We start from the raw sequence: 13,142 nt of genomic DNA on the forward strand, positions 1-13,142 counted from the left end.
TCAACCAGCGGTCGCTCGCGTGCTCTCCTGTTCGTTACATTGAAGGACTTCACCTATGTCCAAGCCGAAGCGCATCGATGCCGATCAGCTCATTCGCCGGTACTATGAAACAGAGGGTACGGAGCAGGAAGCTTTCCCGGAGGACACGCTTGCCCCTGTATCACGTTCGTCCGAAGAGACCACACCGGATGCCACGCTGTCCGGCGGGGACGTAGATGCGGCCGGAAGCGGAACGGATGCCGGTGAGGAGACAGTGGGAGGATCGGCTCCTACTCCGGATCAGGATGTGGTCGATGAATTGGGCGAGGCGATCGGCATCACGTATGAGGATGCCGAGCCTCTGCGATTCGGCGACAAATTGGCGGATCGCGATGCGCGCCGATGGGAACTGAACCCCGCGTCGTCCGAGGGATACCAGGAACGAGTGCAGGAACTCGCATCTTCCGAACCCGTTACGCCCACTCGTCCGCAGACCCCGCGACAGACACAAGCCGCCGGAACCGAACGAGGAGCGCCCGGCCGCGGCAAGTCCCGCGCCAAAAAGACGCACAAGAAGAAACGATGATCAGCTGATGTCCGACTGATGGCACAGACACCGTCTTAACGGAAGGAGCCGATGATTATGGAACTGAACACGTTATCTCAACAGCACCAAAACTGCCTCAACGCGTGTTTCTCATGTGCGCAGATCTGCGAGGCATGCGCGAATGATATGATCGGCATGAAACATCACCACGACCATGATGATTTGATGACGCGTTGTATCCGGCTTTGTCACGACTGCGCGGACATTTGTATTCTAGCCGCCAAATTCATCAGCCGCTCCTCGCAACGAGCCGAGTCTCTATGCCGACTTTGCGCGGAGATTTGCGACCAATGCGCGGAGGTGTGCGAACGCCATGCGCCTCAACATGCCATGTGCGGTCCATGCGCTGAAGAGTGCCGTCGGTGCGCCGATCTCTGTCGCGAAATGGTCGGGGCCGCGGCTCCCTCTGCGTGACTGCATGGGACGGATCGATGAACCGGCGGCCGTTATGATCAGAAGCCGCATTCCGATTTTTATGGCTTTCACTCTGGCCTTCGCCGTCTGGTTCATCACCGCGCCGATGGAGGCGGCGATAATCGTTCACACATACGAAGCCGGTCCGCCGACGGACCCAAGCCCCGGCCCGACCGACCCGACCCCCCGCCCATCTGGGCCGATCCCGCCTCCTCGGCCACCGGCCCCTACACCGAACCCACCGCATCCATCCCCTTCTCCGAGCCCTGGTTCACCGTAGGTAGGATGGGGAGGACTTCAAATGGTACCGAACTATTGGGAATCGATTCGAATCGGATGGACCATTCTCTGGCGAGGAGTAGGCAGCGTGCTGTTGCTGCTCATGCTCATGAACGGACTCATCGTCACGGGCTGGCCCGAACTTTCTCGCACGAGTCCGTCCTGGGGAGCGATCCTCTTTCCCTTCGTGGTGACGGCATTCATCGGCGCCTTTGGCATCATGCCTTGGCTTGTCAAGTCTCTGTGTACGGCCTCATACCCGGGGTTCCGTCTCCAATTCACGCATGAACCGATCCAGCAGGTTCACGCGCAAAACGGCCCATAGGAGCGACACCATGGACAAGAAATTACCGCAGGCGAACTATGAACCGCGATCATATGATCTCCACGGGCTTCACGGCATCTCGGACCGGACGCTCGCGATGCATTTCAAGCTCTATGAGGGCTACGTCACGCAAACGAACGCGCTCACGGCAAAAATCAACCAATTCCTCGCGGACGGGAAGGTGGACCAGGAAGAAATGCCGGTCTACTCGGAGCTCAAGCGGCGATACGGGTTCGAATACAACGGCATGGTGCTGCACGAATACTATTTCGACAATCTCATGATCGACGGATCTCCGGATCCCGGAACTCATTCTCCGTTCAGACAAGCAACGGAACGCAGCTTCGGCTCATATGAAGCGTGGAAAGGCGACTTCATCGGCGTCGGCAAGATGCGGGGAGTGGGCTGGGCCGTCTGCTATCTCAACCCCTCCAACGGCAGGCTGACCAACCATTGGATCACGCTGCACGAAACGGGCACCGTGGCGGGCTTCATCCCGGTCCTTGTCATGGATGTCTGGGAACACGCATTCATTCTCGATTACAAGCCCGCCGAACGGATCGACTACATTGAAGCGTTTTTTTCCAATGTCAATTGGAAAACCGTCGAGCATCGACTGGAGCGCACGATCGCACCGACGTCCACCTCGGCGGCGGCCTGACCTTACCATTCAATGACCGCCCGAACCGGGAGATGATCGGAAGCGAGACGCGAGAGCGCCGTCTTATGGACACGAATGTCGGTGACGCTGCCTGGCGGCCTGATCCAAACGCGGTCGAGCGCAAACAGAGGAAACGGAGAGGGAAAGGATCGGAGCGGAGGTGAATGTCCGAAAATCCTGTTGATCCAGCGAAGCGGCCGACCCCACAAGAACCATTCGTTGATGTCGCCCATGAGTAGGCAATGGCGCGCGCCGAACCGTTTGAGAAGTTCGCGTACCTGCCATCGCCTTTCACCCGGGCGTAACCCTAAATGAGTCGCGATGACTTGAACCTTTTCGGTACCGCATCGGACATCGAGATCGATGGCGCCGCGAGGCTCGTGATGGGGAATGCTGAGATCGACCAGCCGGACTTCGTCCAGCGTGCACGTCGTCAACACACCGTTCCCACAGGCCCCCGCTCGTTGCAGCATGGGACCGGCAATCGCGGTCATGCGAAGGTGATCGGCCAGCCAATGCAAGGTGTCTTCTTTTTCCACTTCTTGAAGGGCAATGAGATCGGCCTGCAATTCCTCCAGTACCCCCAAGATGCGCTCACGGCTGTACCGTCCATCCCACCCGACACACCGATGCACATTGTACGTGGCGACTGCGAGACGCATGATCAGAACCGACAGATGGTTGGGGAATGGATCAAAGAGCCATGGCATCGCGGAGGCGGAGCGGCATCTGTTCTCTCGAGCCTCACTCCCAATCCGGCCCCCGCACAGCCCTGTTCGAGAACGATGTTGACGCTGAAATCTGCACGACCACCGCATCCCGCAGTCTACGCCTCTTACAACCGCCCTCTCGATCCGCCAGGCCGAACTTCCAACATTGGTGCAATCAGAATGCCTGTTATTTCCGGAGAGCGGTCCCCTCCACTGGGCTGCAGCCGAGAGAATTCGATACCCTCTCCGGCGGACAATCTGTCTTGCTTGCGGACTTTTGTAGACAGAAAGGATCGATTGGCACTCGATGGTCGCACCGCTGCCTTGAAACATCCAGTTCACCCGATCAGTTGGAGATGGCTTAAGCAACAGGGCCGTATGGATGTGCATGCGTCGAATACCGTGTCGAGAATGGTTCTTCTCAATTCGCAAGCACCTTCTCGCGAGGACCTTCATGTGCCGCCTAGCGCCATGGTGTTTGTGTATCGACGTGCGGCCCCATTTTTGCAAACCGGCATAGAAGACAAATTACTTCTTGCCCACACATAAGAGGAGCATGATCATGTCTAAAGCGGTCCATTCCACCTCGACATCCGTCGATGAGCTTCGAACGATGTTGCTCGGCAAACGGTCGGCTGTTCAACAGCAGATCAATGAACTCCTGGCGCAGTATCGAGAGCATTATTCCACGACCCACAATGATTCCGTGCTCGACCTCGAAGACATGTCGCTACGCGACAGCACGGCCGAACAACAATTGTCGCTGCTGGAATCGCGCAACCGCACCCGCGTGATGCTCGACACGGCGCTCCGCAGACTGGACGACGGAGAGTATGGATTGTGCGAGGATTGCGGCGCCGAGATCGGTGCCGGTCGCCTGAGGGCTCTCCCGTTCGCCAAACGCTGTCTGAACTGCCAACATCAGGCAGAAGTGTTGGAGAAAATCGCGAGACAGGAAGACCGTCGGGACGACGCGTAACCATAGGGGCAGGCCATTCCCTCGGGCGCTATGGCATGAGTCATCGGGCTTCCAGGACGTGCGGCGGTCCCGCATGCGACTAGGGCTTTTCCCAGTTCCCTCGTACTTTACTCTATGAAATTCTGCTAGATTGTGCGGATTTCCCGCTTGGTGTAAGGTGCCGCGCGTTGCAGCGAGGATACCATCGCACTCGCGGGATTCCATAATCGTACCTTCATTTTCCTCCTTACCATCACCTTGACCTGTGAGGGGCTCTTTTCCGCATGGCCGGCTTGGGGGCTGGGGGCGGGCAAGCTTTACCGTACGGGTAAGAATGCGACGGTGCTTATCATCGGAATCGATGATGAATCCCATGCCTTGTCATTCGGCAGCGGCGTGTTCGTGTCTCCAGACGGCCTGCTCTTGACGAACGCGCATGTCATTCATGAATCCACACGGATCCTGGTCTACGGGGAGGTGGTCCGCCAACCTGCAACGCCCGAAGTCATAGCGGTGGATCCGGATCTTGATCTGGCCGCCCTGCGCCTGACCGAATCGTATCCGGTTCCATATTTGCCGTTGTCCCGAGAGCCGCCCGAGGACGGCGCGGATGCGGTGACGATCGGCTATCCCCGCTTGCCGGATGTGCTCCAGATGGGCGTCACGATCCATCCGACGGTGTTTCCTGTCACGGTGAGCGGAGAAGCGACGGGGCAGTCCCGCATCACGCACAGACCTCTGCCGTTCCTTCACGTCACCGGGCTCATGAACGCGGGAAGCAGCGGCGGCCCGCTCGTCGCCGCCGCGTCCGGACAGATCATCGGGCTTGTGGTGCATACCGTTCCTTATCTGGAAACGGCAAAAAATGCGCAGGGTGAATCGATGGGACGGGTGATGTTGCGCGCAGGTTTGAGTTATTGCATTCCCTCATCGAGGATTCGCGAATGGCTGGGCACCCTTCACTTCCCGAGCGGCGATCCCGAGGGACCGCCGGATCCTCACCGCCCGACCGCGAAATCAACAGGGCTCGCCGGATTCGTCGCGACGGCGCACCTACTACAATTGATGGCGGACGTCATTCGGAAAGATCCCGACCTCCTGGACATGGCGATCCGGCACTATGAATCGGCGTTGCGGCTGGAATCAAATCGACCGGATATTCTGCATGATCTCGGCCGCGCGTTGGCTTCCAGGGGTGACGCCGATGAGGCGTGGACGAGATATGAACTGGCGTTGACGCTCATGCCGGATGATCTTGAACTCTTGACGGACGCCGGCGATCTTCGTCGTCAGCAGCGACAATTCGGCAAAGCGGAAACGTTCTACAGAAAGGCTTTGCAACGGGCTCCCTGCTACTCCCGAGCCCTGCTCGGCCTCGGGATCATCAGCTCCGAACAAGGTGACGCTCAAGGAGCCAAGCGGATGTTTCAGCTCGCCGCCCACTGCCCGTCTTCTTCCTCATGGGCGGCTTACCAGTTGGGCATTGAACTGGAGCGGCGCGGCGAGCCGACCGAGGCGCTGGCCGTCTGGGAGCAAGCCCTCAATGAACTCTCGCATCCGGTGCCGTCCGGACAACGCTTGATGGCTCGCATACGCCATCGTGCGAGCGAACTGAGGAATCGACTCCAGTCGACATCCCCCTCCAACTTTGCTGCATCGGCATCAACACCGGAGCGGCTCGAAGGCCGGTTGCACGGTGAAACGAACAGACCGCCAAACAGAACTACCGTTGAGTAAATGTTGGCTTCCAACGGCATGCCGGAGGTCACAGGCGTATCGTCATTCTATAATCCACAATGCCACGCTCTTCGCATCTCGCAACATGCGGTCCGTCACTCCACCGCCGAACAAACGTGTGATTCGAGACGTGCCGGTACGTCCGACCACGATCGTGTCGTGATGTCCTTCCTGCGCTTCTTCTAGAATGGCGGTCGCAATGTCGCTCTCATGACCGAACTTTGTCCTGATTCGACTTTCATCGATGCCGGACGCGATCAGCGCATCGCAAGCCTTCCGCAAGAGCGGACTCTTGGTCTCCCGCTCTCGCTTGAGCCATTCATCCTGCTCCCGGTGCAATTGCGCGCTCAATTGTTTCTCTATCGCAGGGTTCTCCGACCCGCCGTGCTCCAACAGAGCGCGGGGCATCGGCCTCAGGACATGAAACAACGTCACGGTCACATGGGAAGCGCGTCCCACTACCGTTCCCACATACTGCACGGCACGCCGAGCGTTCTCCGACTCGTCGATCGCCAAAAGAAGACGCATGGCCCATTCGAATGCGTATCGTTCCGCTTGCTTTACTCTGTATCTAAGGCCGTATTCCCCTTGCTGATGTGTTCGTTATTGGTGCACCACTTTCTTGAGGGACGGTGCATCGGATTCCACATCCTGGTGCGTCCGTGAAGCCCCACGATCGACACTCCATCGCCCCGATCCATACGCGGCCACATACAGCAGGCCGCCGATCATTGCGAGATTCTTTAAAAAGTGGATCGTCTGATTCTGGTCCCCAAAGTTCGTATGGAACAGCAAAGTCGTCGGTATCATGAACAGGATCAGCGCGAGAGCACCCCATTTGGCCCACACTCCAAGCAACAGCGACAACCCGCCGGCCACCTCCACGACAACCGCTCCCGCATACAGGAACGTGGTCGCCGTGGTGATCCCCATCGCGGCCATGTACTGCTGCGTACCCTGCGGATCGGCGATCTTGTTGATACCGGACATCAGGAAGATCAATCCGATCAGGGCCCGTCCTATCAGGCTGGCATACGCCTTGTCATCCATCGTCGCCACCTTTCTTTCACCTATCCGGATGTAGAGAAACGCCCTCAGACACCGCCGCGTCACCAAGACATGGCGCTCCTCATTCGTCGCGCCGTGCGCCTCGGGCCAAGTGGATCATCACTCCCAGATAGTCCTGCACATGTCGCGTGACCAGGAACCGATTACGCGCGAACTCCTTGGCTTGACGACCGATCACCTCGATCCGCTCCGGCTCATTCAGCAAACGTTTGATGTAGAAAGCCGCACCGGCGGGTGAATTGACCGTGTACCCCGTGTAGCCGTGGATCAATTGCACGGTAATGCCGCCGGTATCGCCCCCGATGACGGGCTTGCCTTTCCACATGGCCTCCGTCACCGTCAACCCGAACCCTTCCCGAACCGATTTCTGAATGATGATGGTGGCAGCGCGCTGCAACGCATTGACTTCCAGGTTCGCCGTCGGCGGCAGCAGCAACAGTTGCACGTCCGGATCCACCCCCACCGCCTCCTGCACCTCCGCGAGCACCGCCGCCCCTTCGGGATCATCCGTCGCCGTGCCGCCCGCCAGCACCAGTCGGCAATCATGGCTCTGTTTCACGATCCGGTAGGCGGCCACCACGCCGAGCGGATCCTTAAACCGATCGAATCGAGAGACTTGCAGCAGAATCGGCTTATCCGTCGGGACGTTCAACTTGTCCAGCACCGAACGGATCTCTTCCTCCGTGAGTTCGCGGTTCTTATCGCTCAAGGGATCGATCGACGGGTAGACGATGAATTGCGGCACCGGCAGGCGGCGTGCGAACTTCGGGAGGGACACGATCGCCGCATCGTACTGCGACACGAACGGGCGGAGGAACTGCCATACCCCCGGTTGAGGGGACGATACGTCGATGTGGCACCGCCATAACCATCGCGCCCCCGATGGGCGTGAGCCGATGAGCGCGGCCGGCTGAGGGTCATGGATCATGGCGACGTCGGCATCCAAGTTGAGATGTTGCGCATTATCCCGATTGGTGTCGAGATAGGCCTCATACATCGCCTTCGTAATGTGTTGAGCGGTTCCCTGCAAGGCGTTATGGAAACTCTTCGTCGTATGATAAAACGCATCGGAGCCGGCCATGATTTCCCAACGGGTCTGAATTCCCAGTTCCTCGAACAGGGGCAACAGCCGGTGAAGCATCTCCGCCACTCCCCCGCCGTACCGGGTGGAGTTCACGTGCAACATGCGCGTTCCTTCCAAGCGCCGACCGAGTTGACGAAGCAATTCGATCGTGCCGGAAGGGACGAACGGACGATATTGTTCGAGCAGGTCCGCCATGCGTCAGGCCTTGTGTAACTCACCGTCGCACAATGCGACGATGCGGGCGCGCATCCCTTCCAGATTCAAGCCGAGGCGCACCACGCGTTCGACCTGCGCCGACAGCTGCGGCAGATTCAGACCTTCCGGGGCCTTCAGCCAATGGGAAAAATCATCGAACCCCGGCGTCTTTCGCATGCGGGCCTCGCACAGATGAAAATACAGGGCCCCCACTTCGACCTCGTGCACGACGTTCCGGAAATCCCACAAGGTCCAAGCCTGGCGCTCCAGCGGCGCCTCGATGACGTAGGACCGCACGAAGTCGAACGGTTCCGCACCAGTAATGCGATACACGGAAGGATGATGGCTGAGGTGCTCGTCGAGGATGGCAATAATGTCTTGTCGCAACGCTTCCGGCGAAAGATACGAGAACGGATCCAACACCCCCAGACGTTCTCCGAGCACACGATCATGGGCATGCAGCGCGGCCCAGGTGGCGAAATCATTGGGATACAAGGTCTGGGCGTATGCGTGACGCAGATAGTAGCTATGGGTGTGATAGTAAATGCTGTCGGAGGGAACTTCCTCCATCAACTCCAGGAGACGAGGAATGTCCGTGGCGCGCTTCCCAATTACCTCGCGCAGCTCCATACAGCTGACGAATTGAAACGGACGCATGGCTCGGGGATATTCGTTGGCGGGCGGATTCATGCGGCCGACTTCTCTGACTGTGCGTGCGGACTCCTCCGCCGTCGCGATGTTCGGGGGGGTTCTCGATCCGAGCCGATGTGTTGTTCTTTTCGAAATTGGGCCGTCAGGAATTCCGTTTGCTCGGCCGTCAGAGAACCGCGCGGAGGATGACGGGCATCCTCGTACTCTCCTCGCTCGATGGAATCCAAATATTGTCCCCAGGACAACAGCGTCCCCTGACAGACCGTCCTGTCGGACGGAACCGTGACGCTTTCCAACTCCACTCGACGGAGCAGCTCGCCCATCAACCAGCGAGGGATGTGCAACCGACGCCCGGGGTACACATATCCGAAGAGGATCATGTGGCTGAAGAGCACTCTCCAGTGCGCGTGGAATCGCCGGAGCAGCCGCGACCAGTCGAGCGTCCGGGAGCATGCGTGGAACAGGTGCGCGATATCGGCCCCGTCATAGCGCTCCCTATCCATGACAAACGCTTTCGACCAGATCATCTCCTCGACGGGAACCAGATACGCCGGCTCGCCCAAGAGGACGACCTTGGGGGCTTCACCGAACCATTCGGCATCGACGGCGCAGATACCGTTTCCCGATCCGAAAATGATGTCAATGACGTGATCCTCTTTCCACGCCTTGCAGATCCAATGGGGAAACCGCACTTCCGTTGCGTATCCTTTCTCGGCCAAGAACCGCATAAGCTGGTCCACGGTCTCCCGGTGCACGAAGACGTCCAGATCCTTGGTCCGACGCACCACCCCGGCATAGCTTTCCAAGGCAAAGGCGCCGCCGACCAGAAAGGGAATTCCAGAATGTCGCATATCTCGCAATGCCTGTCGATAGAGTGCCTGGGCGGGCCGGTCGACGAGCTCTCGAGTCATGTTCATATCCGTTCCACCGTCTTCGTCAACGGAAGCCGAATCACCCGCAGCGGCGGTTCCTGGGTAGTCTGTTGAAGCAGCAGGGGCAGGGCGACGTTGTATACGGGTATTCCGGCCTTGGTCCGTCCTTCCAGGGATCCGTGGTGCGCGTGGCCATGAAAGACCGCCGTCGCACCGTACCGATCGATCGGCTCCTCCAAGCGGCTGGTCCCCAGAAACGGGACGATTTCCGGCGATTCTCCGACCAGAGTCTCCCGGATGGGGGCATAGTGCAGCAACACGACACGAGGCGACGCGGCCTGTTTGGCCAAGGCCGATTCCAATTTCAACGCCTCGTCGACCGATTCATGGACGAACCGTTTGACGGCCGGCTCTCCCCAGGACTGCAACAGGCGATCTCCGAACCCTCCCGCGAATCCTTTGACTCCGACGAACTCCACTCCTTTTATCTGCACGGACGTTCCATCGAGCACGCACATCCCCTGACGTTCGAACAAATCGGTAAGCGATTCAGCATGGCCCGATTCATGGTCATGGTTTCCCAGCACGGCGGCCACGGGAATCCCTTCGAGAGCCGGAAGGGCTTCAACCAGCAGCTTCGCCTCTTCCGGCTTCCCGTAATCGGTGATGTCACCGCACAATAAGAGAACATCGCAGCATTCCGCGATCCGCCCGAACAGGGATCGAATCTCCTCGACCCCGAATCGGGGACAATGCAGGTCTCCTATGGCTCCGATCCGTACGTTTCCGTCGACCGGCATCTCAGTCTGGCTGTTTATCGGGCTCTTTTCCGTTGTGCCGTTGAGCCGTTTGCACCTGGAGGTGGTTGTCGACTCGTCTGACGCCGCTGACCTGTTTCGCGAGTTCCTCGGCTCGTATCCTGTGCTCCGAAGTCTGCACCGTTCCACTCAGCCGTACGATTCCCTGTTCCGTGTCGACGTCTACTCTCGCAAAATTGGCCCGACGATCGGCGGTGAGATTCTTTTGCACCGCCGCCGTCACAGACGCGTCATGCATGGTTTGAACGGCCGCGTTGCTCTGCGTGCCCTGACAGGCGGCAAGCCCGCCGACCAACCACAGTGCGAGCAAGAACCCTCGCATGGAGCGTCCTCCGGAAATATAGAACAGGATCACATTGCCGAGCGGCCCGGCTCGCGCGCCATGTCTTGCGCTTGCTTGGCGAATTCCTTGGCCGAACGTCCCGCATCACGAACCGCCTCTTCACCCTTGTTGTAATAATCTTTTCCCCGTTCCACCGCGGTGTCCCATGCCTCTTGTCCCTTCTCCACCAAATCATCCGTCGCGCGATTGGCGTAGTCACGCAACATACCGCGCAACTCCGATCCTCGCTGAGGAGCAAACAGCAGTGCGATGCCGGCCCCGATCAAGGCTCCGGCCATGAATGCGGACCATCCCGTGGCGTCTCCGACATGTTCATCGTAATAGCTTCCATTGCGCATACTGGTACCCTCCTTTGGTGTCTAGTCACTAATCGGAATGTTGTGATGGCATCCGGGTTTCATTGACCTGTCGTTCCGCTTCAAACCAGTGGGCCCAATCATTGCCGTGTTGACAACCGCCGTCTTGAAACAGGATGAACGCCCGCTCCGCGATTCGGCGGTGCGCCGAATCCTGTTCGATGCCGTCGTGCCCGTTTGGAGCAGAAGCGGAAAGCTTTTCATCGAGAACCTTCTCCGATTCCTGCAATCCGGAGGACGGCTCCTCTGGAATCCGCTGTGTCTCCTGCCGCTGTTTCGACCCCGCGACGGGCTGTGATGAACTGCGCCGGACGGCATGCCCGCTCGAGCCCCGACCGGTCGATTCAGCACGCATTCGGTCTTCCTTGGGGTCTTCCTTGTCCGGATCCGGCTTTGCTGCCGGGATCTGAGACTGCTTGGTTTTACGTTTGTCCGTACCTGCCATAACTTCCTCTCCTGTCGCGAGCACCTTCCTTGATCCGCGATTACCTCATCCGTGATCATTCTGGATCATTGACGACCGCTTCATTCTCTGTCCGATGGTCCTCTACTGTCCGCTGCGAGACGAGAGCAACTGTTTGATCGTCGTGGCCGTACCCATGTCGGAGGCTTCGACACGAACCTGATCCCCTTCTTTGAAGGCACAGTGGCCGATCTGGAATCCGGATCCGCGTGCCACGTCTTCCTTGGCTCGTGGGTCCGTCGAACCGACAGTCGCCTGCAGGTGTGATGGATCTTGCGTTGGTGGAGCGAGGGCATGTTGCTCCAGGTCTTTTCGATCGCGCTCTCCCGCCTTGGCTGCTTGCTCATGGTTCTTGGAAGACTGTTGCATCGAGGCAGTCGGAGGAATTTCCGTACGTTCCCGGACTCCTTCCTGACCAGACGAGACGTGGGCCTGATCGCTGGATGGACACACTTTATTCGTATCCTTGGTGACGCGAAGATGTATCTGTTGTCCGCGGTCTCCTTCGATCGTATATTCCTCACCTTGGATCTTTTTGATAGCCCCGATGATGATTTCCGGCCCTGCAAGGATTGGGGACGAGGCTGCACCGCTTAAACCCAGCCCCTGCTGGCCGCTCTGCTGACTCGACTCCCCCTTCGAAACACCGGGATTGTCTTTGGAACCGGCATGGCCCGCATCTCCCAAGAAGGCCCACCCACCAACTATGCTACACAGCATGCATAGTACGCGTGACGCTCGCCTCAGATCTATTCGCACCGGAGCGGTTTCTATTGTATGCATGAGTCAACCCCTTTGAAACAGATGGCGATGATTAGGCGATTCCTTTGTCCGGCGGCCATGGATCATGGCAATCGAAGGCATGACAGTCGGACATCCGACGGGTTCGCTGTCGGTGAATATAAAACACGCGGTGATCAACGGTCAGAACCCAACAATCCGGAGCCACCAATCGCACAAACACGACTCCGTCCTCTGCCTGGGAATCGCTTTTCCTCTGCTTCGCGTCCAACACTTGTGTATCGATAACCATGTGTTCACCATATCCAAAGTTCTTCCGGACATTAACTAGGAGACCGCCTAGGTTTGTTGCATGGCGGCATGCTCGGGAGGCTCCGAGTGAAGAGTTCGGGCGGTCCGTGTCATCGTGTTTCACATGATGAATGTCGGTCGCACTGTACTCTTCTCGCTTGCTCTCATGCTCGTAGCCTGTCAAAGCTTGCCCGGTTTTTCACGCAGCGGTGAAGTGAGGGCCATCACGATTGGTAATCAGTTGTCGATCGCTGCCATCGAAGCGGCGGAAGGAGACGAAATCCGATGGACCAATACGCTCATGACGCCGGTGCGGATCGTTGTTTTGGATTATGTCTTGAACCGGTTGTCCTGCCGCAGCAACTTTAGCGGCCACTTCTACAGCGGTGCGGAGGTGACCCTCCAACCCGACGAAAGTGCCGGCTTGTGTTTTCGTAATCCCGGGACGATCCGCTATGTCGTCCGAAGACCATCGGATCTCCGCAACAACGGTGAAACCGCTGAATTGGGGCACATTCACATCCAGACCCTTTCAGAGCATCCGACGACAGAGCAGAACGCCGCCGCTGCTGCACCACCATGAATGGAGA

The 13,142-nt window shown here is 58.4% G+C and carries 18 protein-coding genes and 1 pseudogene; 6 read left to right on the forward strand and 13 right to left on the reverse strand.

All coding sequences use genetic code 11. The features are described from left to right. Positions 1 to 55 precede the first annotated feature (55 nt). Positions 56 to 565 carry a hypothetical protein gene (locus tag A4E19_19760; protein OQW32269.1) on the forward strand — a complete coding sequence of 170 codons (510 nt, stop codon included), beginning with the start codon at positions 56 to 58 and terminating at the stop codon, positions 563 to 565. A 279-nt stretch (positions 566 to 844) separates the two neighbouring features. Here the strand turns inward: A4E19_19760 and A4E19_19765 are convergent, their stop codons facing one another. Next, positions 845 to 1,096 carry a hypothetical protein gene (locus tag A4E19_19765; protein OQW32270.1) on the reverse strand — a complete coding sequence of 84 codons (252 nt, stop codon included), beginning with the start codon at positions 1,094 to 1,096 and terminating at the stop codon, positions 845 to 847. 205 nt (positions 1,097 to 1,301) lie between these two features. On the opposite strand from A4E19_19765, the gene A4E19_19770 reads away from it, so the two are divergent. Further along, complete coding sequence (locus A4E19_19770) at positions 1,302 to 1,604, forward strand: hypothetical protein (protein OQW32271.1); 303 nt, start codon at positions 1,302 to 1,304, stop codon at positions 1,602 to 1,604. 10 nt (positions 1,605 to 1,614) lie between these two features. Next, on the forward strand, positions 1,615 to 2,265 hold the full coding sequence (locus tag A4E19_19775) for a hypothetical protein (protein ID OQW32272.1): 651 nt from the start codon (positions 1,615 to 1,617) through the stop codon (positions 2,263 to 2,265). A 2-nt stretch (positions 2,266 to 2,267) separates the two neighbouring features. On the opposite strand, the gene A4E19_19780 is transcribed toward A4E19_19775, so the two are convergent. Then, a complete protein-coding gene (locus A4E19_19780; GenBank protein OQW32329.1) occupies positions 2,268 to 2,927 on the reverse strand; it encodes a hypothetical protein in 660 nt (219 codons plus the stop codon). 610 nt (positions 2,928 to 3,537) lie between these two features. Between A4E19_19780 and A4E19_19785 the strand changes: the two genes are divergently transcribed. Beyond that, positions 3,538 to 3,954, forward strand: a complete 417-nt coding sequence (locus tag A4E19_19785; GenBank protein ID OQW32273.1) for a hypothetical protein — start codon at positions 3,538 to 3,540, stop codon at positions 3,952 to 3,954. Between the two features lie 321 nt (positions 3,955 to 4,275). Then, complete coding sequence (locus tag A4E19_19790) at positions 4,276 to 5,670, forward strand: hypothetical protein (protein OQW32274.1); 1,395 nt, start codon at positions 4,276 to 4,278, stop codon at positions 5,668 to 5,670. Positions 5,671 to 5,712: 42 nt separating this feature from the next. Here A4E19_19790 and A4E19_19795 read toward each other — a convergent pair whose 3' ends face one another. The 11 genes and pseudogenes from A4E19_19795 to A4E19_19845 form a co-directional block, all read right to left on the reverse strand. Next, positions 5,713 to 6,198, reverse strand: a complete 486-nt coding sequence (locus A4E19_19795; GenBank protein ID OQW32275.1) for a hypothetical protein — start codon at positions 6,196 to 6,198, stop codon at positions 5,713 to 5,715. A 147-nt stretch (positions 6,199 to 6,345) separates the two neighbouring features. Beyond that, positions 6,346 to 6,720: pseudogene (locus A4E19_19800) on the reverse strand (hypothetical protein). A gap of 79 nt (positions 6,721 to 6,799) precedes the next feature. Then, positions 6,800 to 8,017: a glycosyl transferase family 1 gene (locus A4E19_19805; protein ID OQW32276.1), complete on the reverse strand. Its 1,218-nt coding sequence runs from the start codon at positions 8,015 to 8,017 to the stop codon at positions 6,800 to 6,802. A 3-nt stretch (positions 8,018 to 8,020) separates the two neighbouring features. Further along, a complete protein-coding gene (locus A4E19_19810; protein ID OQW32277.1) occupies positions 8,021 to 8,707 on the reverse strand; it encodes a hypothetical protein in 687 nt (228 codons plus the stop codon). Then, complete coding sequence (locus A4E19_19815; GenBank protein OQW32278.1) at positions 8,704 to 9,579, reverse strand: hypothetical protein; 876 nt, start codon at positions 9,577 to 9,579, stop codon at positions 8,704 to 8,706. Before A4E19_19815 ends, A4E19_19810 begins: the two co-directional genes overlap by 4 nt. A 2-nt stretch (positions 9,580 to 9,581) precedes the next feature. Next, positions 9,582 to 10,340, reverse strand: a complete 759-nt coding sequence (locus tag A4E19_19820; protein OQW32279.1) for a metallophosphoesterase — start codon at positions 10,338 to 10,340, stop codon at positions 9,582 to 9,584. A 1-nt stretch (position 10,341) separates the two neighbouring features. After that, positions 10,342 to 10,680 (reverse strand): hypothetical protein, encoded by a 339-nt coding sequence (locus tag A4E19_19825; GenBank protein OQW32280.1) that lies wholly within the window; start codon positions 10,678 to 10,680, stop codon positions 10,342 to 10,344. A 29-nt stretch (positions 10,681 to 10,709) separates the two neighbouring features. Beyond that, positions 10,710 to 11,039, reverse strand: coding sequence for a hypothetical protein (locus tag A4E19_19830; GenBank protein ID OQW32281.1), 330 nt, complete (start codon positions 11,037 to 11,039; stop codon positions 10,710 to 10,712). Between the two features lie 28 nt (positions 11,040 to 11,067). Continuing rightward, entirely contained in the window at positions 11,068 to 11,502 is a 435-nt protein-coding gene (locus A4E19_19835; protein OQW32282.1) for a hypothetical protein, read from the reverse strand. A gap of 102 nt (positions 11,503 to 11,604) precedes the next feature. After that, positions 11,605 to 12,240 carry a hypothetical protein gene (locus tag A4E19_19840; protein OQW32283.1) on the reverse strand — a complete coding sequence of 212 codons (636 nt, stop codon included), beginning with the start codon at positions 12,238 to 12,240 and terminating at the stop codon, positions 11,605 to 11,607. 94 nt (positions 12,241 to 12,334) lie between these two features. Beyond that, on the reverse strand, positions 12,335 to 12,553 hold the full coding sequence (locus A4E19_19845) for a hypothetical protein (protein OQW32284.1): 219 nt from the start codon (positions 12,551 to 12,553) through the stop codon (positions 12,335 to 12,337). 123 nt (positions 12,554 to 12,676) lie between these two features. Between A4E19_19845 and A4E19_19850 the strand changes: the two genes are divergently transcribed. Then, positions 12,677 to 13,135 (forward strand): hypothetical protein, encoded by a 459-nt coding sequence (locus tag A4E19_19850; GenBank protein OQW32285.1) that lies wholly within the window; start codon positions 12,677 to 12,679, stop codon positions 13,133 to 13,135. The last annotated feature ends 7 nt before the right edge of the window (positions 13,136 to 13,142 follow it).

The sequence above is a fragment of the Nitrospira sp. SG-bin1 genome (genome assembly GCA_002083365.1).
Classification (GTDB): domain Bacteria; phylum Nitrospirota; class Nitrospiria; order Nitrospirales; family Nitrospiraceae; genus Nitrospira_D.